The 23,259-nt window shown below is 43.9% G+C and carries 18 protein-coding genes and 2 riboswitches; of the genes, 12 read left to right on the top strand and 6 right to left on the bottom strand.

The window, feature by feature from the left end; all coding sequences use genetic code 11:
* Window positions 1–27: 27 nt before the first annotated feature.
* The 3 genes from PSYC_RS04135 (at window position 28) to PSYC_RS04145 (ending at window position 2,501) form a co-directional block, all read left to right on the top strand.
* Complete coding sequence (locus PSYC_RS04135; RefSeq protein WP_011280073.1) at window positions 28–357, top strand: YbaB/EbfC family nucleoid-associated protein; 330 nt, start codon at window positions 28–30, stop codon at window positions 355–357.
* 111 nt (window positions 358–468) lie between these two features.
* Window positions 469–1,062, top strand: coding sequence for a recombination mediator RecR (gene recR, locus PSYC_RS04140; RefSeq protein ID WP_011280074.1), 594 nt, complete (start codon window positions 469–471; stop codon window positions 1,060–1,062).
* A 140-nt stretch (window positions 1,063–1,202) separates the two neighbouring features.
* On the top strand, window positions 1,203–2,501 hold the full coding sequence (locus PSYC_RS04145; protein ID WP_011280075.1) for a ribonuclease D: 1,299 nt from the start codon (window positions 1,203–1,205) through the stop codon (window positions 2,499–2,501).
* A gap of 318 nt (window positions 2,502–2,819) precedes the next feature.
* Here the strand turns inward: PSYC_RS04145 and gcvP are convergent, their stop codons facing one another.
* The 4 genes from gcvP to gcvT all read right to left on the bottom strand — a co-directional run bounded on the left by gcvP (window position 2,820) and on the right by gcvT (window position 8,475).
* Window positions 2,820–5,717 (bottom strand): aminomethyl-transferring glycine dehydrogenase, encoded by a 2,898-nt coding sequence (gene gcvP / locus PSYC_RS04150; protein WP_011280076.1) that lies wholly within the window; start codon window positions 5,715–5,717, stop codon window positions 2,820–2,822.
* Window positions 5,718–5,780: 63 nt separating this feature from the next.
* Complete coding sequence (locus tag PSYC_RS04155; protein ID WP_227500356.1) at window positions 5,781–6,539, bottom strand: nitroreductase family protein; 759 nt, start codon at window positions 6,537–6,539, stop codon at window positions 5,781–5,783.
* 316 nt (window positions 6,540–6,855) lie between these two features.
* On the bottom strand, window positions 6,856–7,236 hold the full coding sequence (gene gcvH, locus PSYC_RS04160; protein WP_011280078.1) for a glycine cleavage system protein GcvH: 381 nt from the start codon (window positions 7,234–7,236) through the stop codon (window positions 6,856–6,858).
* Window positions 7,237–7,302: 66 nt separating this feature from the next.
* On the bottom strand, window positions 7,303–8,475 hold the full coding sequence (gene gcvT / locus PSYC_RS04165) for a glycine cleavage system aminomethyltransferase GcvT (RefSeq protein ID WP_011280079.1): 1,173 nt from the start codon (window positions 8,473–8,475) through the stop codon (window positions 7,303–7,305).
* Window positions 8,476–8,643: 168 nt separating this feature from the next.
* Window positions 8,644–8,779: riboswitch (glycine riboswitch) on the bottom strand.
* A gap of 56 nt (window positions 8,780–8,835) precedes the next feature.
* Window positions 8,836–8,967: riboswitch (glycine riboswitch) on the bottom strand.
* A gap of 382 nt (window positions 8,968–9,349) precedes the next feature.
* On the opposite strand from gcvT, the gene PSYC_RS04170 reads away from it, so the two are divergent.
* The 4 genes from PSYC_RS04170 (at window position 9,350) to PSYC_RS04185 (ending at window position 13,010) form a co-directional block, all read left to right on the top strand.
* Window positions 9,350–9,673 carry a YcgL domain-containing protein gene (locus tag PSYC_RS04170; RefSeq protein ID WP_011280080.1) on the top strand — a complete coding sequence of 108 codons (324 nt, stop codon included), beginning with the start codon at window positions 9,350–9,352 and terminating at the stop codon, window positions 9,671–9,673.
* 214 nt (window positions 9,674–9,887) lie between these two features.
* Window positions 9,888–10,475 carry a hypothetical protein gene (locus PSYC_RS04175; RefSeq protein WP_011280081.1) on the top strand — a complete coding sequence of 196 codons (588 nt, stop codon included), beginning with the start codon at window positions 9,888–9,890 and terminating at the stop codon, window positions 10,473–10,475.
* 379 nt (window positions 10,476–10,854) lie between these two features.
* On the top strand, window positions 10,855–11,709 hold the full coding sequence (locus PSYC_RS04180) for an AAA family ATPase (RefSeq protein WP_011280082.1): 855 nt from the start codon (window positions 10,855–10,857) through the stop codon (window positions 11,707–11,709).
* Window positions 11,710–11,786: 77 nt separating this feature from the next.
* Window positions 11,787–13,010 (top strand): vWA domain-containing protein, encoded by a 1,224-nt coding sequence (locus PSYC_RS04185; protein WP_011280083.1) that lies wholly within the window; start codon window positions 11,787–11,789, stop codon window positions 13,008–13,010.
* A gap of 381 nt (window positions 13,011–13,391) precedes the next feature.
* On the opposite strand, the gene PSYC_RS04190 is transcribed toward PSYC_RS04185, so the two are convergent.
* Window positions 13,392–14,219, bottom strand: coding sequence for an IclR family transcriptional regulator (locus PSYC_RS04190; RefSeq protein ID WP_011280084.1), 828 nt, complete (start codon window positions 14,217–14,219; stop codon window positions 13,392–13,394).
* Between the two features lie 175 nt (window positions 14,220–14,394).
* Between PSYC_RS04190 and PSYC_RS04195 the strand changes: the two genes are divergently transcribed.
* Window positions 14,395–15,579: an acyl-CoA dehydrogenase gene (locus PSYC_RS04195; protein ID WP_011280085.1), complete on the top strand. Its 1,185-nt coding sequence runs from the start codon at window positions 14,395–14,397 to the stop codon at window positions 15,577–15,579.
* 214 nt (window positions 15,580–15,793) lie between these two features.
* Window positions 15,794–17,065 (top strand): CaiB/BaiF CoA transferase family protein, encoded by a 1,272-nt coding sequence (locus PSYC_RS04200; protein WP_011280086.1) that lies wholly within the window; start codon window positions 15,794–15,796, stop codon window positions 17,063–17,065.
* A 232-nt stretch (window positions 17,066–17,297) separates the two neighbouring features.
* On the opposite strand, the gene PSYC_RS04210 is transcribed toward PSYC_RS04200, so the two are convergent.
* The gene (locus PSYC_RS04210; RefSeq protein WP_011280087.1) at window positions 17,298–18,056 is read right to left on the bottom strand and encodes an IclR family transcriptional regulator; all 759 of its coding nucleotides are present in this window, start codon (window positions 18,054–18,056) and stop codon (window positions 17,298–17,300) included.
* Between the two features lie 429 nt (window positions 18,057–18,485).
* On the opposite strand from PSYC_RS04210, the gene PSYC_RS04215 reads away from it, so the two are divergent.
* The 3 genes from PSYC_RS04215 (at window position 18,486) to PSYC_RS04225 (ending at window position 23,068) form a co-directional block, all read left to right on the top strand.
* Window positions 18,486–19,952, top strand: coding sequence for an NAD-dependent succinate-semialdehyde dehydrogenase (locus PSYC_RS04215; protein WP_011280088.1), 1,467 nt, complete (start codon window positions 18,486–18,488; stop codon window positions 19,950–19,952).
* A gap of 146 nt (window positions 19,953–20,098) precedes the next feature.
* Window positions 20,099–21,358: a 4-aminobutyrate--2-oxoglutarate transaminase gene (gabT, locus tag PSYC_RS04220; RefSeq protein WP_011280089.1), complete on the top strand. Its 1,260-nt coding sequence runs from the start codon at window positions 20,099–20,101 to the stop codon at window positions 21,356–21,358.
* Between the two features lie 267 nt (window positions 21,359–21,625).
* The gene (locus tag PSYC_RS04225; RefSeq protein WP_011280090.1) at window positions 21,626–23,068 is read left to right on the top strand and encodes an APC family permease; all 1,443 of its coding nucleotides are present in this window, start codon (window positions 21,626–21,628) and stop codon (window positions 23,066–23,068) included.
* The last annotated feature ends 191 nt before the right edge of the window (window positions 23,069–23,259 follow it).

Here is a 23,259-nt window from a genome sequence, read left to right on the forward strand (position 1 = left end):
TTTTTATTAAAAAACAAAGAGGCAGCTATGAATATTCAAGCATTGATGCAACAAGCACAAACCATGCAAAAGAAAGTTGAAGCAAATGTTGAAAATGCTAAAAAAGATCTTGCTAACAAAGAAGTGCATGCAGAAGCGGGCAGTGGTCTGGTCAAAGTGACCATGACTGGTCGTCATGTGGTTAAGCGTTTAACTATCGATCCAAGCTTATTAGAAGATGAGCCGGATATGATTGAAGACCTTATCGCCGCGGCAATCAATGATGCGGTACGTCAAGCGGACGAGCTATACGAAACGACCATGGCGGGTGCAACTTCAGGTATGGGTCTACCACCAGGTATGCAAGGTATGTTCTAAGTCGTTAGTTTTTAAACGCTAAAGGCAGTATATTAAAGAAAAAATGGGGTTGTTATCGATACGATACGACCCCATTTTCAGAGATATGATTTATAAACAAAGGACATCACTTTGCTGACAGCCAAATTTGATCAGCTGGTCAAACAGCTGCGTATTTTGCCGGGCGTTGGTCAAAAAAGCGCCCAACGTATGGCGCTGCATTTGCTCACCAAAAAACGCCCACAAGGCATGGCGCTCGCTCAAGCACTTGATGAGGCAATGCGTGATATTGTAGAATGTCAGCGCTGCCATAGCTTTAGCGATGATGCCGTTTGTCCGTTATGCCAAGATCCTAGGCGTGATGACGCATTATTGTGTGTGGTTGAGACGGCAGCGGATGTCATGGCGATAGAGCAAACTGCAGGTTACCGTGGGCGTTATTTTGTGTTGGGTGGTCACCTGTCACCGATTGACGGAATTAGCGCGGATGATTTAAATATTGAGCAACTGGTCTGGCGCGTCAAGCAAGAGCCTGTTGAGGAGTTGATATTGGCGACCGGCACTACGGTCGAAGGGCAAACGACCGCGCATTTTATCAATGAGGCAGTCAGTCGTCATGTTAATAAAGTAACGCGTTTGGCGCAAGGTGTCCCCATGGGCGGCGAGCTTGAATATCTTGATAGCATGACCCTTGGACAAGCGATGCAAAACCGCTCCTTTTTATAGCAATTTTGTCTTTATCGCATTAAAATCTTGCGCATTTTATTCGATGATGTGGTTATAATTGCTTTTATGATTTTCTCTTTTAATTCTATTAAGACGTGATTTAGCGTTTTATTTTCTCTTATCAATGCAGGTATCTGCCCGTGTCTAACACTGCTCTAACCGAATCAAACCCTCAAAATACACTTGCTGTTGACGCAATACAGCAGCCAACTAATACTGCCGAATTAGCAGACCTGCCAGTAGAGCCGGATATCGACGCGTTATTAGATATCGCTGATGAGGTTGACATCACTTGGGTGCGTAAGCAAAGCCAGTTGGATGAAGTGATTGAGGCATTGGCCACTTGCGGGCGTGTGGCATTAGATACTGAATTTATCAAGCGCGATACCTATTATCCACGCTTGGCGCTGGTACAGCTTAATACCGGCAATCATGTGTATTTATTAGATGCGCCGCAGTTGCAATTGAGTGAGCTATGGCAGGCGCTTATTAAGGTTGATGTGGCTATCTGGCATGCTTGCGGTGAAGATTTGGGTATATTTTATCTGTTGTCCGGCTGCCCGCCGCTGACCAATATATTTGATACGCAAATTGCGCTGTCGTATTTGACTGGGCAATTACAGATGGGCTATCAGCAGGCACTTGATGAGCAGCTCGATATGCACATTGATAAAGAACAAAGCCAATCAGATTGGTTGCAGCGTCCTTTATCGGATGAGCAAGAGCAATATGCGATTGATGACGTGCGCTTTTTGCCAGCGCTTTATTTAAGCCTTGAATATGCTCTAAAATCTCAAGGTCTCTATGGTTATGTCTGGGAAGATTGTCGGCTTTATGCCAGCGATTTATATGATGCGCAGAATGTTGCAGATGAAGCAATGTATCTGACCATGGCAGATTATCGTTATACTTCTGAGCAAATGGCGATACTACAAGCGGTGGCGACGTGGCGTGAGGAGCTGGCGCGCGCGACCAATCAACCGCGTACTTTTGTGATAAAAAAACAAGCCGTGCGTGAGATTATCACTGAAAAACCAAACAGTATGCGTGAGCTTGCACATAAAACCACCATGCACCGTAGTATGTTGCGACTGTATGGTGAAGAGCTACTCAAAGTGATAAAGGAGGCGAAAAACCTTCATCCTGCTGAGTACCCCGATTGCCTATTACCGCCGTATCGCTCAAAAAACAAAGTACTGTCAAAAGCAGTGCAACAAGCGATAGATGATCAAGCGAAAGCTACCGGCGTACCTGCCAATGTCTTAATGCGTAAAAAATGGCTTGGGCAATTATATGAAGTGATTGCGTTTGATAAAGATATGAGCGAGTTGCCGCAAGGATTAAAAGGTTGGCGTAACGACTGGGTTATGCAAACTTTTATCCCTGTCATTGAAGCGCATAAAACTGAGCTACAGCAGGGCATGGGTATCAAGGTTTAACGCTTGACACTTACTCACGTTCAAATTTAGCATACTGTAAAAAATATCCTGTCTGTTTAGCGATGTTATAGTCGGTGAAAAGTAATATCGATACAACACGTACTACTGGTGCAAATTTTTCTTGCTTGCTGTGCCTACGCAGACAGAGGCTGCAAAAAATTTACACCAGCAATACGGTAGCGACTTTAAAGTATTTCAACGATAGTATCAGCAAAATAAAAACCTCCAAATCAGCTACTGACTTGGAGGTTTGTTTTTATCTTTTATAAAGTATCAAAAACTGGGACTATATAAAACTGGGACTACATAAAACTGAGATTACATATAGTTTTCGATACTTGGGCAAGAACACATTAGGTTCTTATCACCATAAGCATCATCGACACGTGCCACACTTGGCCAGAACTTATTGGTACGGATATAAGGCAGTGGGAATGCTGCTGTCTCACGGCTGTATGGATATGTCCATTCGCCATCAATTACCATGGCAGCTGTATGCGGAGCATTGACCAATGGGTTGTTCTCTAACGTCCAGTTGTCTTCACCAGCTTTGGCTTTCATCGCTTCCGCTTTGATAGATTTTAGGGCACTGATAAAGCGATCAAGCTCTTCTTTCGACTCAGATTCTGTCGGCTCTATCATCAAGGTGCCTGCTACTGGGAAACTCATGGTTGGTGAGTGGAAACCATAATCCATTAAACGTTTCGCGATATCGCTTTCACTGATGCCCGTCTCTTCTTTTAAAGGACGAATATCGATGATACATTCGTGAGCAACGCGGCCGTTTTTACCTGTATATAGCACAGGGTAATAGTCTTTTAATTCAGCAGCGACATAGTTGGCGTTCAGTAGCGCCAGCTCAGTCGCTTTTAATAAACCATCACGGCCCATCATGGCAATGTACATCCATGAAATTGGTAAGATGCTTGCTGAGCCATAAGGGGCTGCTGATACTGCTGAGCAGTCTTTTTGCGCATTGTGTACAGGGCTTAAGGTATGGTTGGCCATAAATGGTGCCAAGTGTGACTTCATACCGATAGGACCCATACCAGGACCACCGCCGCCATGCGGAATACAGAAGGTTTTATGCAAGTTCATGTGCAGTACATCAGCACCAACGTCAGCCGGCTGCATCATGCCAACCTGCGCATTCATATTGGCACCATCCATATAAACTTGACCGCCATGTTTATGGATGAGGTCACAGATTTTACGGATACCTTCTTCAAACACGCCATGCGTCGATGGGTAAGTGATCATCAATGCACCTAGACGGGCGCTATGTTCTTCAGATTTGGCAGTTAGGTCATCGATATCAACGTTGCCATTGTCATCAGTTTTGACCACAACCACTTTCATGCCCATCATCATCGCAGTCGCAGGGTTGGTGCCATGCGCTGACATAGGAATCAAGCAAACATCGCGGTCAGTCTCACCAAGTGATTCATGATAACGGCGAATCGCTAGCAAACCAGCATATTCCCCTGAAGCGCCAGAGTTTGGCTGCATAGAGACATCATCAAAACCGGTGATGGCTTTTAGTTGCTCTTGCAAGCTATCAATCATGGCAACGTAGCCTGTGACTTGATCGCGTGGTGCAAAAGGATGTACATTGGCAAATTCAGGCCAAGTAATCGGTAGCATCTCACTGGTGGCATTCAATTTCATGGTACAGCTACCAAGTGAAATCATACTGCGGTTCATCGCCAAATCTTTGTCTTCAAGCGACTTTAAATAGCGCAGCATTTCATGCTCAGTATGATGCGAGTTAAATACTGGATGCGTCAAGATATCATCGGTACGCAAATGAGTGCTATCAAGAGAGATGCGAGCATCTTCTGGTAGGTCATGTGCTTTAGTAACGAACAGTTGAGTGAGGATCTTAAAGTCTTCCTGATCACTGGTTTCACTAAACGCTACGCTTAATTTGCTGTCACCAAGACGCCATAAGTTATAACCAACATTGTCAGCATTTTCAAAGATTTGGGTAGCAAGTTTTTCTGAGCCGCAATCAATGACGACGCTGTCAAAGAATTGGTCATGTACCACGTTCAAATTGCTGTCGTTGGCATTTTTGATGACATCAGCAAAGGCAGTAGCAAATGCATGAATACGAGTAGCGATACGCTTCACGCCACCTGGACCATGATAAACGGCATACATACCGGCTAGGTTTGCCAATAGTACTTGTGAGGTACAGATGTTTGAGTTGGCTTTTTCGCGGCGGATATGCTGCTCACGGGTTTGCAGTGCCATACGTAGTGCAGTATTGCCTTGTGAGTCTTTTGAGACTCCGATGATACGACCAGGCGCTGAGCGTTTGGCTTTATCAGAGAACGCAAAGTAGGCGGCATGTGGACCACCAAAACCCATTGGAATACCAAAGCGCTGCGTGCTACCTAAAGCCACGTCCGCACCCATATCAGCTGGTGATTTTAATAACACCAAGCTCATGATGTCACTGACGACATTTACATAAGTTTTGTTTTTCTTAACGGCAGCGATAACGTCGGTTAGGTCTTTGACATCGCCTTCAACACCGACATATTGGAACAATGCACCAAAATAGTCGCCTGATTTAGCTAGTTCAAAATCACCAACAACCACTTCCCAACCAAAGTATTTAGCACGGGTATTGATAACGTCTAGCGTTTGTGAATACACGCGGTCATCAACGAAAAACTGCATAGATTTGCTTTTGCTCACACGCTTCGACATTGCCATGGCTTCAGCAGCAGCCGTTGCTTCATCTAGCAATGAAGCACCAGCAAGTTCAAGACCAGTCAGATCAATACAAACTTGTTGGAAGTTTAGCAGCGCTTCTAGGCGACCTTGAGCGATTTCCGCTTGATAAGGCGTGTAAGCAGTATACCAACCTGGATTTTCAAGCACATTACGCTGAATGACTGCAGGCATACGCACAGGCGAATACCCTTGACCGATATAGCTTTTATTAACCGTGATGTCGTCAGCCATCGTACGCAATTTAGCAAGTGCGGCGTGCTCACTCATTGCCACTGGCAAATCTAATTCTTTATGCAGGCGTACTGGTTCGGGCACGGTATCGTTGATAAACGTTGCCATGTCTTTATATCCAATGGCACTGAGCAAGTCAGCTTGTTTGGCATCATTGGAGCCAAGATGACGATAAACAAATTCAGCTTCGTTGAATAAGCCTTTAAATGTATCAAGCGTTGGGTTTTGAGAGATAGTCATGACAATCCTTGGTAAAAAGAGTAATAAAGGAGGTGGCTATAATGAAAATAGGGATTTAACAGGTTATACGTAATGTACAAATTGATCTTGCTCAAAGCGGAACTGGGTATTGTAGACACCATTATCAGCACGCTCGCCAGCACCAATCATCATAACGATATGATGATGATTACTCAGCTTTAATAAGCGCTTCATCGCAGGCTCATCGAAACCGCCCATCGGACAGCTATCAAAGCCATGCGCACGCAGTGCAAGCATCAGGTTTCCAGCCGCTAAGGCGGTGTTATTGGTTGCCCAGTTTTTGGTATCTTCAAAGGTATAGTAAGGCGACTTAATAGGACCTTTTATTCGTCTAACTACTTGAATGGCGCTCCACTTAGCTACTGATACTACGTTAGCAGGTCCACGCAAAAAATCTAAGGCAACGACTTTGTTGTAGTAGTCTTTGACTTTTTTTGGCACCGGCATATCAGGGTATTCACGTAGGATTTTTTTGGCGTGGTCATGCCAAACGTCAGTACGAGCAACGACAGCGATTAAGCGCGCTGAGGTTTTTGCTGCGTTTTGATTCATGCAGTTTTTGACCGCGCGCTTGCGCTTGTCAGCATCATCAATCACATAAAACTCCCATGGCTGAAGATTGCTTGAGTTTGGTGCAAGCATCGCCAAACGCAGACAGTCTGCTAACACATCGTCAGGTATCGGCGCATCTGTAAATCGGCGTACTGAACGGCGTGACTCTACCACGTCACAAAACGCTTGCAGCTGCGGGGTGTGACTAGGCGTCGCAAGACTGTCTTTATTGCCAGTATTAGCATTCATAGTAGGGTCCATGCTGAGGAATGAGTAATCAGCTTCAGGCATTATCGATTGCATATCTTCAATAGCGTCGGACAAGTGATTAATACGAATAAATCAGATAGCAGTTGGGCGTCATAAATTGAGTGCTGATTGTCTTGAAAATATTGTCTTGCCATTATTGTCTTGCCATTATTGTCTTAAAAATAAAGAGCACAGATACCAGCGCTTGCCAGTATCCGTCGGATTGATTCTGTTAATAATTAATGATCTTATCAATGAAAATATTAAAAGCAATATTTAAATCAAATGCTGCTTTTAAGAGAGCGTAAGACTGATATTACAGCTCGTTTTCGTACTCATCAGCAGTCAGAAGTGCTTCGTAGTCAGCGATATTGTCAGGCTTCATTCTGAAGAACCAACCTTCGCCATATGGGTCAGAGTTGATGATTTCCGGGTCATCTTCTAGCGCTTCGTTGATGGCAACGACTTCACCTGAGATAGGCGCATAAACGTCAGAAGCTGCTTTTACTGATTCAACCACTGAGATTTCGTCATCAACAGCGATGATGTCACCCACGTCTGGCAATTCAACAAATACCACGTCACCTAATAGGTCTTGAGCATGGTCAGTGATACCAACAGTGATAGTACCGTCGTCTTCTAAGCGTAACCACTCATGGCTGGCAATGTATTTTAGTTCTGCTGGGATATTACTCATGGTCTCTCTCCTAGGTGATAGAGGTTAATTAATAAAAAAGGAAGCTAATAATAGAATTTATAAAGCCTATGAGTCAAACTGCTGCTTGCCATTGCGGACAAAAGGTAGCTTAAGTACGCGCACATCGACGAATTTGCCTTTACCGCGCAAATCTACTTGTACATTGTCTTCAGCTGACACGCTGTCAGGAACACGAGCGATAGCGATTGAATTTTTTAGACTAGGGGAGAATGTGCCACTGGTAATGATACCAGTTTGCTCATTGTCGGTGCCTTGATTGATGGTGACGCTCATACCTTCACGTAACACACCACGTGTGGTTAGCAATAAGCCCACTTGCTTCATAGCGGTATTGTCATCTTTTGACTGCTTGCGTTTGCTGACCATAGCTTTGCGACCAACAAAGTCACGCTCGTCTTTTAGCGCCAATGTCCAGCCCATGTTGCATTCATAAGGGCTGACATCTTCATTCATGTCATGACCATAAAGGTTCATACCCGCTTCCATACGCAAGGTATCACGAGCGCCAAGACCGGCAGGCTTTATGCCATTGGCTTTTAATTGCTCAAAGAACGCCGGCGCATCATCGCCATGCATAATGACTTCAACGCCATCTTCACCAGTGTAGCCAGTACGAGCGACGAACCAATCTTTGCCTTCGATATCGGTTAAGTCAGCACCGACAAAAGGTTTTAGCGCCGCTAAGGTATCAGCCCAACTGGGTTTAATTTTTGCCAATTTTTCAACGGCATTAGGTCCTTGAACGGCAAGCATAGCAAGGTCTGTACGCTCAGTTAAGGTAACATCAAAGTCTTTCGCTACTTTTTCAAACTGTGCCATATCTTTATCACGCGTTCCGGCATTTGATACGATACGGTATTCAGTTTCTTCGCTATTCGATAAATAAACGATTAAGTCATCGATAATGCCGCCTTCTTCATTCAACATAGGTGAATAAAGAGCTTTACCAATTGTTTTGAGTTTATCGACGTCATTAGCCAATAGTTTTTGTAGCCATGCTTTGGCATCCAAGCCTTTAATATCGACAATAACCATGTGAGAGACATCAAACATACCGGCGTCGGTACGCACCGCTTCATGCTCTTCGATTTGTGAGCCATAATGAATCGGCAGCTCCCAGCCAGAAAAGTCCACCAGCTTTCCATCACTATCGACATGAGACTGATAAAGGGGCGTGCGTTGAGGGGCTTGGCTGTTGGTATTTTGAGTATCGGTCATAACAAATCCTTAAATGTACATCAAAGGTACTTAATAAAAGTAACCAGCTGATGCGCATGATCATAGTAGCGAGAAGCAATATTGCAGGGTGCAAGTATTGCAACCAAGGGTGGTACAGAAAAAATATAAAGCAATGCACCAAACAAACGCTAAACGTCGATTTGGGTAAAAGCCCTATCTGTCCTGTAACCTGAGATTTTCAACACGATATTATTGTCTTTTTTAACAAGCCTATAATATCGCGTTTTCTCCCCTTCGGTGGATAAGGCGTCGTCCGTCCTTACCGCTCTCCAGATTTGTTATGCCTAAGGTTTAGAGCGCAATACGCTTAGCAGCGCGATACAAATAAACCATGGTGACATGTGTTTTTCAGTCCTTTTACCTGAGCGATTAGCAGGGTGGATGCGCCTTCGGTGGTCATATAGCGGCTGTCAGCTCATTAATATGAGTATCACTAACTTTAGGCTAAAGACTCTCTCCTGAAAAACGCTTTTATTATGAAAGGTTCTCATCTTTTTTACAACCCATCAGATGGATTAAAGTGAATAATCTTAGCTATAACGATTTTTTATGAGGGTAATGCCGTAAAAAACAGCAAGATAAAATGATGATGTTTCTATAAAATTGCACTATATTAATAGCAGATAAGACGGACACATTAATGATAAAAATTTAAAGATATAAAATTTATCGGTGAGCTTCATGCCTTATAGTACAAAGGATGCAAGATATTTGTATCAAGTGCTCCTTACTTTCTCTCAAGCCAACTGGCGAGAGTGTTTAAGATACTTTACTATATCTGAACGTAAAGCCACTACTGATAATTGCCTGAAATATGCTAATCTATGACGATAGTTTCTGATAGGTTGTTTTTATGCATTGCGATATTTATAAATTCCTTAAACATGATGATATGTACATCTATATTGCCCGTCCTGATTATCCGAATGATACGGATGAGATTAAGGATTGGCTGGGTGTGTTGCCCAAAGACTTTCGTGCAGGCTTAGGTCGTAGCAAGTTCGTCATGCATCTAGATTTGGCTACAACGCCCGCACTTGCTAGGGTGGACAAAGAAGAAGTGCTGGCAAAGCTAGCGTCGCAAGGATATTTTGTGCAGTTACCACCGCAAGATGTCATGCGCCGCCAAGCAGAGTTGCATGCCCGAGAATCCCAAGACAGTATTTATAATACGTAATAGTTATAAAAAGAGGTTCCACGAAGAATAGCCTGAAACTGGTCTTATCACATTTGCTTTCTTAATTTGCTTTCTTAAAAAGGGCAGATACAAGGAGATGAGACATTCGCTGTCATGCATTTTGGCCAGTAGTCGTGATAAACTAGCAGCTCATTAAATTTGTTAATACAATCACTATCGCGCACTATTTACGAACGCAGGTAATAAAACACGCATGGACTGGTTAAAAAATATCTTACATAGCTTACCATTAGAGGCCATCAGCGATATTCTCGGTGAGATTGCTATTTGGTGGGGGCAGCTGGTAAAAGATGTACCGGTAGCAGACTTGCCAATGTATGCCTATCTAGGTGGTGTCATTATCGTGTTGGTACTTTGGCTACTGGTCGCGCGGATACTACCACGTCCACTAGGCGGCATGAGTTGGATGATATTGTTTGCTGTATTGTTAGCGCCAGGCACAGCATTGGACGATCCAAGCGTGATTGCACCTGCTAGCATCAGTGTGATCTATGCGATTATGATGAAGGATACCACTGGCGCAATTGCCAATATGCTGCCCATCATGGTGGTTTTATTTGTCGGTTTATTCGTTGGTTTTGTTTGGCAGCTTATTCGCGGTGCATTTGAGTCAAGCTTAGACAAGGCTCGTAGTCGTACCGCACAATATGCCCAAGCAAATATGCAACTAGCTTCTGGCAATTATTTGGCGACAGAATCTGATGAAGTAGTGCCAGTTGAAGACATTAATTCACCAATTAATCTAAAAAAAGATACGACTGTATCTAAGAATAATGATTAGCCTGAATGCTATTACTTTAACGTTGTAACCTTTCAAGGTCTTTGCTTTCTAGTGCATACCATTGATTTTTGATTCACGCATTTTTTTCATGATTATAAAAGACACCATGCGTGTCTTTTTTTACGTAATAAATATCTGCGAACGCATGAGTATAGTTGAAATACTTTAAAGTCGCTACAGTACTACTGGTGTAAATTTTTTGCAGCCTCTGTCTGCGTAGGCACAGCAAGCAAGAAAAATTTGCACCAGTAGTGGGTGTTGTATCGATATTACTTTTCACCGACTATATTTTGGCAATCAACATGGCTGTGCTAATCTAAATGAAGATTTATTAACGCTCTTAAAACCTTTTAACGATAACAATAACTGAGATTTTATTATGACCGATAAAAAAATCAAATTTACGGGCACGCAAAGCTATATTGCTACCGACGATTTACAATTGGCAGTCAATGCAGCGATGATGCTACAAAAGCCGCTGCTTATCAAAGGCGAGCCGGGTACGGGCAAGACCTTGCTGGCGGAGGAAGTTGCCGAGAGTTTAGGTATGCCGCTGATTACGTGGCATATTAAGTCGACCACTAAGGCGGAGCAGGGTTTATACGAGTATGATGCGGTATCGCGTCTGCGTGATTCGCAAATGGGTGACGACAAGGTTTATGAGATTGGCAACTATATCAAGCCGGGTAAATTGTGGGATGCCTTTACCAGTAAAGAGCGTAGTGTGCTATTGATTGACGAGATCGATAAAGCGGATATCGAGTTTCCAAATGACTTGTTGCATGAGCTTGATAAGATGTCTTTTTATGTTTATGAGACGGGTGAAACCATTACTGCTGAGCAGCGCCCTGTGGTAATTATTACCTCAAACAATGAAAAAGAGCTGCCGGATGCGTTTTTGCGTCGTTGCTTCTTTCATTATATTGATTTCCCTGAAGAAGAAACCATGCGCCAAATTATTGAGGTGCATTTCCCTAATATTCAAGAAAATCTGGTCAATGATGCGCTTGATATCTTTTATAAACTGCGTAATATTCAAGGGCTTAAAAAGCCACCATCAACCTCAGAATTGGTCGATTGGTTGACGCTATTGTTGGCGGATGACATGGCACAAGCAGAGTTAGAAGAAAACTTGCGCGGTGAGAAGTCTATTCCGCCGTTATATGGTGCGCTGCTTAAAAATGAAGCTGATGTGAGTCTGCTTCAGCGCTTTGCCAATATAATGCGTCGTTAAGCACAGTGATGTCAGGATAAAAATCACGCCAAGTGCCTAAATCATAACCACATCAGCCAACAAGTGATGCGTATCTTATGTTTATCAAACTATTCTATACCTTACGTACTTACGGTGTGCCTGTTAGCACACGTGAGCTGCTTGACCTCAATGCTGCGCTAGACCAAGGTCTGATGATGCAGCCTCATCCTGAAGATTCAGAACGGTCTACTTTTGCTAGTCGTGAGGATATGTATCGGCTGATTCGACTTTGTATGGTCAAAGATGAGCGCCATTTTGATAAGTTTGATCGGGCAATGGCTGATTACTTTGAAGGCGTTGATAGTCTTGATATGGATGAGCTATTGTCTAAGCTAACGGACATTCCTAAAGAGTGGCTCGATCTTAAGCTTGACCCAAAAAACCTGACCGATGAGCAGCGCCGCTTACTGAAAAAATACGGCTCACTTGAAGAGTTGATGAAAGCACTTGAAGAGCGTCTTAAAGAGCAAAAAGAGCGTCATCAAGGTGGCAATAAATGGGTAGGCACCGGTGGCACTTCACCGTTTGGTGCCTATGGTGATCACCCAGAAGGCGTGCGCGTCGGCGGTGAATCGCGTAAACGCAGCGCTGCCAAAGTCTGGGAGCAGCGAAAGTATCGAAATCTTGATGATGATAATCAGTTAGGAACGCGCCAGATTCAGATGGCACTACGCAATCTACGCCAATTTGCACGTACAGGCAGCGCTGATGAGCTTGATATTCATGAGACTATTAAGCGCACCGCCAAAAAAGGCATGCTTGATATCCATATGCAAGCGGAGCGTCGCAACCGTGTCAAAGTACTGATGCTGTTTGATGTAGGCGGTAGTATGGATGTCCATATCGAGGCACTAGAAAAGCTGTTTTCTGCGGCGAAAAATGAATTTAAAACCCTAGAGTTTTTTTACTTTCATAACTGTCTGTATGATTATGTTTGGAAGGATAATAACCGTCGTCATAGCGCACCGATGCCAACCTTCGAGCTGCTCAATAAATACGGGCGAGAGTATCGTGTTATCTTTGTGGGTGATGCGTCGATGTCGCCTTATGAGCTGATGACGGTTGGTGGTAGCGTTGAGTATATGAATAATGAAGCAGGTATTGTCTGGTTAAAAAGAGTGCTAGCGCATTTTGATAAAGTCGCTTGGCTCAACCCTGAGAATCCAACGTATTGGCAATATACTCAAACCATCGTTGAGATTAAAAAACTGTTTGATAATAAGATGTATCCGATGACGTTACATGGCGTGGAAGATATGACCAATTATATGGCGAGGTAGCTCTATATTGGTTTTAAATAGACCATCCCAGATTCTGTGTAACTGCCCTTTAGATTAAATGCCTGCTGATACGGTCATCAAACATAATCATAAAGCGCAGCCGTTTCTGCGGTTGGTGGGTTATAAGCAGTGACACAGAGTTTGGGAAAGGCTCAGTTTTATTGTTTACTCCAATACTTTTATGATTATTGATGTTTACATTAAATTTTAACGCTTCTTATCCTTTAATATAAACCACTTACTGCAAAGTATGCATCACTTCTACCAAATCACTTTGTACTTGCATCACTTCATCAATGTCGTTATGCACAGATAAAATCTCATCAAAATGCTCGTATCATCAGCAAACTACGCTAAATCTTATCCGATTAATCAATTACTCTAAACACCACTGCCGATTTTTTCAGCCAACGCTTGCAATTTAGGTACTATCATCGCTGCATAGTCGTCGCTTTTCCAGTTGGCACTTGGGACACTGGCATTGAGCGAATAGGTATACTGCCCAGTGGCAACATCATAGACACCAACGGCTACAGCCAATATGTCCGTAGAAAACTCCCCATCCGATATGGTATAACCATGTAATCTATAATGTTCTGTTGCTTCAGACAGAGCAGACTGCGCGAGGTTATAATCCTCTGTAGATAGAAGCTCTTGTAAATTGCTAAGAATAACAGCCTGTCTTGCTTGCGAGCTAGCTGCATAAAAGGCACGTCCAATAGCAGTGCGTGCGACGGGTACTGCAGAGCCAACTTGCAAATTGACCGATAGGCGAGCAGGGCTACGACAGCAGGCGTGATAGCGCATTTCCCCTTCGACTTCGGTTGCCAAATTCACCGACACCTCATTACTACTTGCAAACTGCCGCAGTAATGGTTCAGCTGAAGAAACCATATCGTGACGACTCCAAGCCGTTGCACTTAATCGCACCGCACTACTGCCCAATTGATACTGTCCATGTTCAGTGGTACGCAAAAATCCAAGCGTCATCAAGGTATGAATCAGGCGAGTAATCGTCGCTTTTGGCAGTGTTGTCATCTGGCATAATTTCTGATGGCTAAGCGCCTCCTCATGCTCAAAAGCTGCCAATATCACTAAGCCACGCCCAAGGGCGGTGACAAATTGCCTATCGTTATCTTCTTTACCTTGAGTAAGGGCACTATTTAATCGATCCAATAATGGTACAGCTACCGACAAGTTTTTTCTCATTTTATGACCATCTGAATGAATAAGGGTTTACAGGACGCTAAAATTTTGCTTAAATAGTTTATATTATGAAACTTAGTTTCGCACAGCGGAATATTGAAGTCAATAGTAAACTTAGCTAAAGTATCATATTAACCATTAATCGTCGGTCAGGATGACTGACAACAAGGAGCAGCACATGGCAACTTCTAGCAGCCCACGTTTTGATTGGGAAGATCCATTTTTATTACGTGACCAGCTTACAGATGAAGAGCGCATGGTAACGGACAGTGCGCGTCAGTTTTTTCAAAAAGAGCTAATGCCTGGCATCATTCAGGCCAACCGCAATGAGCACTTCGATCGCAATATTATGCGTCAGATGGGCGAGATGGGTCTTCTTGGTGTGACGATAGACGGTTATGGTTGTGCTGGCATGTCGAGCGTGGCTTATGGCTTGATTGCTAAAGAAGTTGAAGCGGTGGATTCAGGTTATCGTTCGGCGATGAGCGTGCAGTCAAGCTTGGTGATGCATCCGATACATGCCTATGGTACAGAAGAGCAAAAAGAAAAATATCTGCCGAAGCTGGCGACTGGCGAATATGTCGGCTGTTTTGGTTTGACAGAGCCAGATTCGGGTTCAGATCCCTCATCAATGTTAACGCGTGCACGCGCAGTGGCAGGTGGTTATGAGCTGACTGGTAATAAAATGTGGATTACCAATAGTCCGATTTCTGATGTGTTTGTCGTTTGGGCAAAAGATGATGCCGGCGATATTCGTGGCTTTATCTTAGATAAAGGTATGAAAGGACTGTCCGCACCGAAAATCGAAGGCAAGTTCTCATTGCGTGCGTCTGTCACGGGTGAGATTGTCATGGACAAAGTGTTTGTCCCTGAAGCCAATGCTTTCCCAGATATTCGTGGTCTAAAAGGTCCATTTGGTTGCTTAAACAAAGCCCGTTACGGTATCGCTTGGGGTTCAATGGGCGCCGCTGAATTCTGCTGGAAAGCATCACGTCAGTACACCCTTGACCGTAAACAATTTGGCCGTCCGCTAGCGGCAACGCAGTTGGTACAGCTAAAGCTTGCCAATATGCAAACGGAAATCACACTAGGTCTGCAAGCTGCATTGCGTGTTGGTCGTTTGATGGATGAGGATAACGCCGCTCCTGAAATGATCTCACTAATTAAGCGTAATAACTGTGGTAAAGCACTAGAGATTGCACGTATTGCACGTGATATGCATGGCGGTAATGGTATCTCTGATGAGTTCCATATCATTCGTCATGTTATGAATTTAGAAGCGGTCAATACTTATGAGGGCACACATGATATTCATGCCCTTATTCTAGGTCGCGCGCAGACTGGTATTCAGGCATTTTATTAAGTGTGGTTAGCTAATAAGTGCTAGCTGGTTTTCAGACCCTAGACGTACGTTACTGTTGCGCTTTTTATGAAGCACTTAACAAGCAGTAGCGTACGTTTTTTCAGTTATTAGTCCTGATTTATATCTGGTTTATCAGTAGCTTCAAAGAGTTAGATGAATGATGACTAAGCACTGTCTTATCACTATAAAAATATGTTATCAATAAGGGGTTATTATGACTGTCACCACAACGACACAAAGGCCTGAGCAAGCAAATGTTATTGACAATGCTACTGCAAATATCGTGACTGATGCTGTCGCAAAAGGCGCATTACACGGGATTAAGGTGCTGGATTTGTCTCGGGTATTGGCCGGTCCTTCTTGCACTCAGGTACTCGCCGACCTTGGTGCCGACGTTATCAAAGTTGAGCGTCCACATATCGGTGATGAGACGCGTCATTGGGCGCCGCCAAAATTCAGCGATGACACATCCGCTTATTACGCCACCATTAATCGCAATAAAAAATCCCTCACCGTAGATATCACGACGCCTGCTGGACAAACCATCATTAAGCAGCTCGCTGAAACAAGCGATATTGTGGTAGAAAACTTTAAAGTTGGCGGTCTGAAAAAATACGGTTTGGACTATGAGAGTTTAAAGCAAAGCAATCCACGTCTGATTTATGCCTCGTTAACTGGCTTTGGGCAAACAGGTCCCGATGCTGCGCTTCCGGGCTATGACTATATCATTCAAGGCTTATCTGGGCTGATGAGCATCACCGGACCTACTGATGGCGAACCACATAAAGTTGGCGTGGCAGTGGTAGATTTATTTGCAGGCTTGCAGCTGACCATAGGTATTCAAGCGGCGTTAATAGCGCGTCAGCATACCGGACTTGGTCAACATGTCGATGTCGCGCTACTAGACAGTGCGCTGGCAATGCTCGCCAATGTCGGTATGAATCACTTGGCATCTGGCGAGGTGCCACCAAGACTGGGCAATGGTCACCCTAATATTGTTCCCTATCAAGTGTTTGCCGGTGCAGGGGAGGAGCATTTCATTTTAGCCTGCGGTAATGACGGGCAATTTGCTAGGTTATGCCAGATGCTATCAGTAGCGTGGTATACCGACAGTCGTTTTGCGACCAATCCAGCACGGGTAGCCCATCGTGAGCTAATTTGTGAGTGGCTCATAAAAGCATTTGCCGAGCATCCACGTGCATATTGGCTTACGCGCTTGCATGAGGCGGGTATTCCTTGTGGTCCTATTCATAATATTGCAGAAGCCTTGGCTATGCCGCAAGTGCTGGCGCGCGAGATGATTGTTAGTTTTGCCGAACAAGGCAGTCCGGTTAAAGCACTTGGCAGCCCCATTAAACTCTCAGGCTCGCCTGTTACGTATCGCACACCACCGCCACGCTTGAGCGAGCATACTGATAGCACGCTTACTGATTTAGGCTATGACAGTGAGATGATCGCCAAGCTGAAAGCTGATGGAATTGTTTGATTAAATATAAGTGTGTGCAGTATCAATATCTGCAATGCTCAGTACTCGAAATAAAAGTTAAAAAACAGAGTGTTTTACACAGAAAGGTATTAAACAAAACAGCTTTTAAACCAATCAATGTCAAACAAACGAATGTTAATTTTTATTCAGTGGTGACAATGATCTTTAAAATAACTGAGACAATCAAAACAACTGACAACACTCAAGCGGCAACAGCGTTTAGGGTTTATTGCTAATCAATAAACCCTAAACGCTGTTCAATTTGCTCCGCCAATTCAATCAGTACGGCACTGACCTCAGCACGCTTGGGCTCATACTCTGCTTGTAAAAAGCTGACCGCCATACCAGCAACAGCATTACCCGACGCATTGCGAATATAAGTCCCTAAGCAGTACATACCCTCGCGCAATTGCCCATCATCCAGTGAGATGCGGCTCTGTTCTATAGCAGCAATTTCATCCGCTAAAGTCTCAAAGTTGCTGACTCCGTTTGGCGTCATTGGCTCTGGAAAGATGCCTTCATACAGCGATTTGATGCTATGCATGGACAAGGTTGAAAGCATGGCTTTGCCGGTTGCAGAAAACACGGCAGGCACACGTACGCCGGCACGGAAAGTAAAGCCAAGTGGGGCTGGTGCTTCATGACAAGCCAAAAAAACCACTTCGCCCAAATCCATTTTGGATAAGGTGACGGTGTGTTGTAACAGTATAGGATATTGCATGATGAGGTCTTTAAATAATTGTACCACCCCTTGCTGCTGCTCGTATTTACCCGCCCAATACAGCAAGTAAGAGCCTAAATGAAAGCGTCCTTCGCTATCCTTATAGATAACATGTTTGCTAAGCAGGCTATGCAAAATATTATGCGTTGAGCTACGTGGCAGCTTTAATTCTTTTGAAATATGAGCTGCCGTCAAGGGCTGCTGGCTTGCCGTGATTAAGTCCAGAATTTGAAAGGTTTTGTCTAGAGCAGGAACGGCGCTGTTACTCATAAGATGCCTATTAAAAAGTCAGTTAAAAAGTAAAAATAAAAAATATGGTTGAGAACTATCAAAATAACGGTTGCAAAGAGTATCCCATCGTTCTTATAATGATGTCTCATATATGGAATAGTTGTTCAGTATACTGAACGTTCTATATATTATCAATCATTATTATTAACTGGTTATGCCAATTTTTCATTGGTTTTATGGCTGTTTAAAAAGGCAAGCTTATGCCAACGTTAGATAGCTCTATAGTCGATTCCAAATAAAGTAGATACATCATGTTTTGACGCGGCACTGGTATAAATTTTTCTGGCGTGCTGTGCCTGCGCAGACAGAGGCTGCAAAAAATTCATTCCAGTCCCGCTGTATCGTTTTTATACTGGGCTTACTATATAAATAATAAACAACTACTAGTGACAAACATGGAGTGTTACGATGCTAAAGACTACCCTAAATCTCTCTAACCCAGATTTGATCAAACAGCAGTGTCTTATCAAAGACGGTTGGTATGCTGCCAATGATGAAGCCACTATTGAAGTAAGCAATCCATTTAACGGCGATGTTATCGGTACGGTGCCAAGCTTGACGACCGCTGATGTCAATGACGCCGTTACTTACTCTCATGAAGCGCAAATCACTTGGGCCGCCAAAACCCCACAAGAACGCGCACAGCTGCTGCAAAAATGGGCAGATCTTATCGATGCCAACAAAGAAGATTTGGCTATTATTATGACCGCTGAGCAGGGCAAGCCTTTGGCTGAATCACGTGGCGAGATTGGTTATGCCAATAGTTTTATTCGCTGGTTTGCAGAAGAAGGCAAGCGTGTCTATGGTGATGTCATTCCAGCAACCAACTCACAATTACGCTATGTGGTATTAAAACAGCCAGTTGGTGTTTGTGCTGCTATCACGCCTTGGAACTTTCCAGCGGCGATGATCACTCGTAAAGCAGCTCCTGCACTGGCAGCAGGCTGTACCATCATTATCAAACCTGCGACCGAAACGCCATTTTCTGCCTTAGCACTCGGTGCATTGGCTGAGCAAGCGGGTATTCCTGCAGGCGTTATCCAAGTCGTGACCGGTAAATCATCAACTATCGGCGATATCCTAACGGGCGATGCGCGCATTCATAAACTCTCGTTTACAGGCTCTACCGAAGTCGGTCGTACCTTGATGGCGCAGTGTGCCCCAACGATTAAAAAGCTATCATTAGAGCTTGGCGGCAATGCACCGTTTATCGTTTTTGATGATGCCGATTTGGAAAAGGCGGCGGATGGTCTTATCGCTTCCAAATATCGTAACGCGGGTCAAACCTGTGTATGTGCCAACCGTGTCTATGTTCAAGACAGCATTAAAGATGAATTCTTAGGTATTTTCATCAAAAAAGTCGCTGAGTTGAAAGTCGGTAATGGCATGGAAGAAGGGGTCAATGTTGGTCCATTGATTAATGAAAAAGCCCTACAAAAAGTACAAGCGCTATTAAAAGACGCGCTAGATAAAGGCGCTACCCTGATTGCTGGCGGTAGTACGAATAATGCTTCAGCCCTTGCTTACAATCCGACCGTCATCACCGATATCAGCGCTGATATGGACATTGCCAGCGAGGAGATATTTGGTCCTATCGCCCCAGTCTTTACCTTCTCATCGGAAGAAGAAGTCATTCGCGCCGCCAACGACACTATCTACGGTCTAGCGGCTTATTTTTATAGCAGCGACTATGCGCGTGCTTGGCGTGTGACCGAAGGTCTTGAGTATGGCATGGTCGGACACAATACTGGCATGCTCTCAACAGAAGTAGCACCATTTGGCGGGGTCAAACAATCTGGCTTTGGTCGTGAAGGCTCAAAATACGGCATCGAAGAATATGTTGTGACCAAATACTGGTGTTCTGATGTTAGCTAAGCTTTTGATTTCTATGTTCTATTTTAATTGTCACACAGCATGAAACGGGATTCAGCACCATGAATCCCCACTATAACTAGACCTTACTCTATAAACCGCCATAACTTCACTGGCATCTACGTAAAAAGAAAGAAAAGGACATTCTTATGACTACCAATCAATCATTACTTGCGCGCCGTAAAGCCATCCTACCAACAGGTCTGGGTGTGGCTTTTCCTATTTTTGCAGAAAAAGCAAAAAATTCAGAAGTGTGGGATGTTGAAGGCAATCGCTATATCGATTTTGTCGGTGGTATCTCAGTACTAAACACCGGTCACAGCCATCCAAAAATCACCCAGCGTGTCCATGAGCAGCTAGACAAATTTACCCATACTGCGGCGCAAATGATTAACTATGAATGCTATGTGGATCTTGCTGAAAAACTTTGTGAAAAAGCGCCTATCAGTGGCGACACAAAAGCGTTCTTTTTGACCACAGGTGCAGAAGCGGTTGAAAACTGTATCAAAATTGCTCGTGCAAAAACTGGTCGCCCGGGCGTCATCTCTTTCGTTGGTGGTTGGCATGGTCGCACACTTATGTGCATGAGCTTAACAGGTAAAGTATTGCCATATAAAAAGAACTTTGGTCCTATGCCGGGTCCTGTGTTCCATGCGCTGTTCCCGGCTGAAGAGTTAAATGTTACTGAAGAACAAGCATTGCACAGCCTTGAAATGATCTTCCAAGCGGATATCGATCCTAGTGAAGTGGCGGCAATAATTATTGAGCCAGTACAAGGCGAAGGTGGTTTCCATCAAGTCACGCCATCGTTTGCTAAGTCTCTACGCGATATCTGTGATGAGTATGGCATTGTGCTGATTTTTGATGAGGTACAGTGTGGTTTTGCTCGTACTGGTACGTTGTTTGCCTGTGAGCAATTGGGCGTTGAGCCTGATCTGATGACCAGTGCCAAGAGTTTGGCAGGTGGTTATCCTATCTCTGCAGTTATCGGTCGCGCCGATATCATGGATGCGCCGCAAATAGGCGGTTTGGGTGGTACTTATTCTGGTAACCCACTGGCTTGTGTCGCTGCATTAGCGGTGATGGAAGTGATTGAAGAAGAGAATCTGCTTGAGCGTAGTATTGAGATTGGCGATAAAATCGAGTCGTTTTTAAAAGATTTAAATCTAAGCAGTATTGGTCATATTCGTCATAAAGGCGCCATGTTAGCCTTTGAATTAATCGATAACGAAGGCAAGCCAGACGTTGAGGCGACTACTAACTTAAAAGCAAAATCGTTCGAGCAAGGTTTGCTACTAGCGTCTTGCGGTATGTATGGCAATGCCATTCGTGTGATGGTACCACTGACTGTCGAAGATGAAGTGCTACAAGAAGGCTTAGATATCATCAAAGGTATTTTAACGGCTTAAAAGCATTACGATTTAAAGTAATGAATGCTTAAGGTTAGGATTTTTTTAGTCCTGCTTTGAGCGGTGGTTTGACAACGGCGCCTTGCAAGTCAAGACGCCGTTGTCAAACCACCGCTATCGAGATATTAAAAATACTATCAAGCTTCTTGACCGAGAAGTATGAAAAGATAAACATGATGGGTAACGCTCTGTTACATAAAATATAGTATTACTCTAAGTGTAATAAAAAAATATTCACACGGATGAAGCACGGACAAGGAGCAAGTTATGTCTGAATTAAAAAAATCGTTAGGGACGCTGGATGTTATCGCTTTAGCGTTTGGCGCTATGGTAGGTTGGGGCTGGGTCGTCTTGGCTGGTGGTTGGATTTTATCCGCTGGTACTTGGGGTGCGATGCTAGCATTCTTTATAGGCGGTTTGGCAGTGATACTGATTGGTGTGACTTATGCTGAGCTTGCTGCATCAATGCCAATCACTGGTGGTGAGCATACGTATACGCATCGCGCGCTAGGAGTAAACGTCTCCTTTATCTGCTCATGGAGTATTTTATTTGGTTATTTCTCCGTGGTCGCTTTTGAGGCAGTCGCATTACCGACAGTCGTAGAGTATTTTATTCCCAATTATAATCAAGGGTATCTCTGGACCATCGCTGGGTGGGATGTCTACGCTACATGGGTCGGGGTTGGGATGCTAGGTTCCGTCATTGTAACATGGCTAAATATCCGCGGTATGGAAGTCAGCGCATGGTTCCAAAAAACCGCAGTACTGGGTATTCTATTCGTCGGGACTTTGCTATTTATTGGTGCAGTACTTTATAACCCTGACACCTCTACAGCAATACAATCGCCAGCCTTCATTGGTGGTGTCGGTGGCATGATGGCCGTTATTGTCATGGTGCCCTTTATGTTCGTGGGTTTTGACGTTATTCCACAAGCGGCAGAAGAGATTGATTTAACTCGTCCTAATATTGGTAAGTTTTTGATTATCTCTATCGTCGTTGCGGTGATGTGGTATGTGGGTATTGCTTGGAGTGTTGGGACGACTTTGCCGCTTGTACAAGCAGAGAGCTCGACCTTAGCCACTGCTGATGCCATGACCAATGCTTGGCAAGGCAAATGGGCGGGTATTCTGTTGGTTATCGGCGGTGTACTGGGTATTTTATCAAGCTGGAATGCGTTCTTAATTGGTGGTAGTCGTCTGCTGTATGCGATGTCCAAAGCGCGTATGTTGCCAGCCTTTTTAGGTAAGTTACATCCAAAATATAAAACCCCTTCAAATGCGATTTTATTGATTGGTGGTTTAGCGACGCTAGCACCATTGTTTGGTCGTAAAATGTTGGTTTGGATCGTTGATGCCGGTGGTTTTGGTATCGTTATTGCTTATACCTGTGTCGCTATTTCATTCTTAGTACTACGCTACCGTGAGCCTGATATGGTACGTCCATTTAAGATACCAGCAGGTAAGCTTGTCGGTATGGTAACGATTGTACTTAGTGTTGGTTTATTAATGTTATATATGCCAGGTATGCCATCAGCACTGACTGCCGTCGAATGGTGGATTTTCTTTGGTTGGACCATGTTAGGTATCGTGTTATACGGTTATGCAAGGGTGAAATATCCAGGCATTAGTGAATCGATTATGGCAGAAGAGCTACGTGAATTAAAGATTGTCAATCAGCTGTGGTTAAAGGATAATTCAACTAAGAAGTAAGACATTTAATCTGTCCCGTCCTAAGATAGATTGATAGTTTTTTGCTAAGCCAGATACCGTGCGTATCTGGCTTTTTTACATTGTCCCGTCCTGAAATAAGTTTACGAAAAAGTGTAGTAGTCAACTAATTTAGCACAGCTGATAAGAGGAAAATTAATAATAGGAAAGCAGCCAAAGCAGATATGACGCCA

The sequence above is a fragment of the Psychrobacter arcticus 273-4 genome, assembly GCF_000012305.1.
In the GTDB taxonomy this organism is placed as follows: Bacteria; Pseudomonadota; Gammaproteobacteria; order Pseudomonadales; family Moraxellaceae; genus Psychrobacter; species Psychrobacter arcticus.

What these genes read in the sequence shown, in the direction of transcription:
- PSYC_RS04135 (WP_011280073.1), top strand. Translation starts at nt 28, where the DNA reads ATGAATATTCAAGCATTGATGCAACAAGCACAAACCATGCAAAAGAAA.
- gcvP (WP_011280076.1), bottom strand. Translation starts at nt 5,717, where the DNA reads ATGACTATCTCTCAAAACCCAACGCTTGATACATTTAAAGGCTTATTC.
- PSYC_RS04155 (WP_227500356.1), bottom strand. Translation starts at nt 6,539, where the DNA reads ATGAATGCTAATACTGGCAATAAAGACAGTCTTGCGACGCCTAGTCAC.
- gcvH (WP_011280078.1), bottom strand. Translation starts at nt 7,236, where the DNA reads ATGAGTAATATCCCAGCAGAACTAAAATACATTGCCAGCCATGAGTGG.
- gcvT (WP_011280079.1), bottom strand. Translation starts at nt 8,475, where the DNA reads ATGACCGATACTCAAAATACCAACAGCCAAGCCCCTCAACGCACGCCC.
- PSYC_RS04170 (WP_011280080.1), top strand. Translation starts at nt 9,350, where the DNA reads ATGCATTGCGATATTTATAAATTCCTTAAACATGATGATATGTACATC.
- PSYC_RS04175 (WP_011280081.1), top strand. Translation starts at nt 9,888, where the DNA reads ATGGACTGGTTAAAAAATATCTTACATAGCTTACCATTAGAGGCCATC.
- PSYC_RS04180 (WP_011280082.1), top strand. Translation starts at nt 10,855, where the DNA reads ATGACCGATAAAAAAATCAAATTTACGGGCACGCAAAGCTATATTGCT.
- PSYC_RS04185 (WP_011280083.1), top strand. Translation starts at nt 11,787, where the DNA reads ATGTTTATCAAACTATTCTATACCTTACGTACTTACGGTGTGCCTGTT.
- PSYC_RS04190 (WP_011280084.1), bottom strand. Translation starts at nt 14,219, where the DNA reads ATGAGAAAAAACTTGTCGGTAGCTGTACCATTATTGGATCGATTAAAT.
- PSYC_RS04195 (WP_011280085.1), top strand. Translation starts at nt 14,395, where the DNA reads ATGGCAACTTCTAGCAGCCCACGTTTTGATTGGGAAGATCCATTTTTA.
- PSYC_RS04200 (WP_011280086.1), top strand. Translation starts at nt 15,794, where the DNA reads ATGACTGTCACCACAACGACACAAAGGCCTGAGCAAGCAAATGTTATT.
- PSYC_RS04210 (WP_011280087.1), bottom strand. Translation starts at nt 18,056, where the DNA reads ATGAGTAACAGCGCCGTTCCTGCTCTAGACAAAACCTTTCAAATTCTG.
- PSYC_RS04215 (WP_011280088.1), top strand. Translation starts at nt 18,486, where the DNA reads ATGCTAAAGACTACCCTAAATCTCTCTAACCCAGATTTGATCAAACAG.
- gabT (WP_011280089.1), top strand. Translation starts at nt 20,099, where the DNA reads ATGACTACCAATCAATCATTACTTGCGCGCCGTAAAGCCATCCTACCA.
- PSYC_RS04225 (WP_011280090.1), top strand. Translation starts at nt 21,626, where the DNA reads ATGTCTGAATTAAAAAAATCGTTAGGGACGCTGGATGTTATCGCTTTA.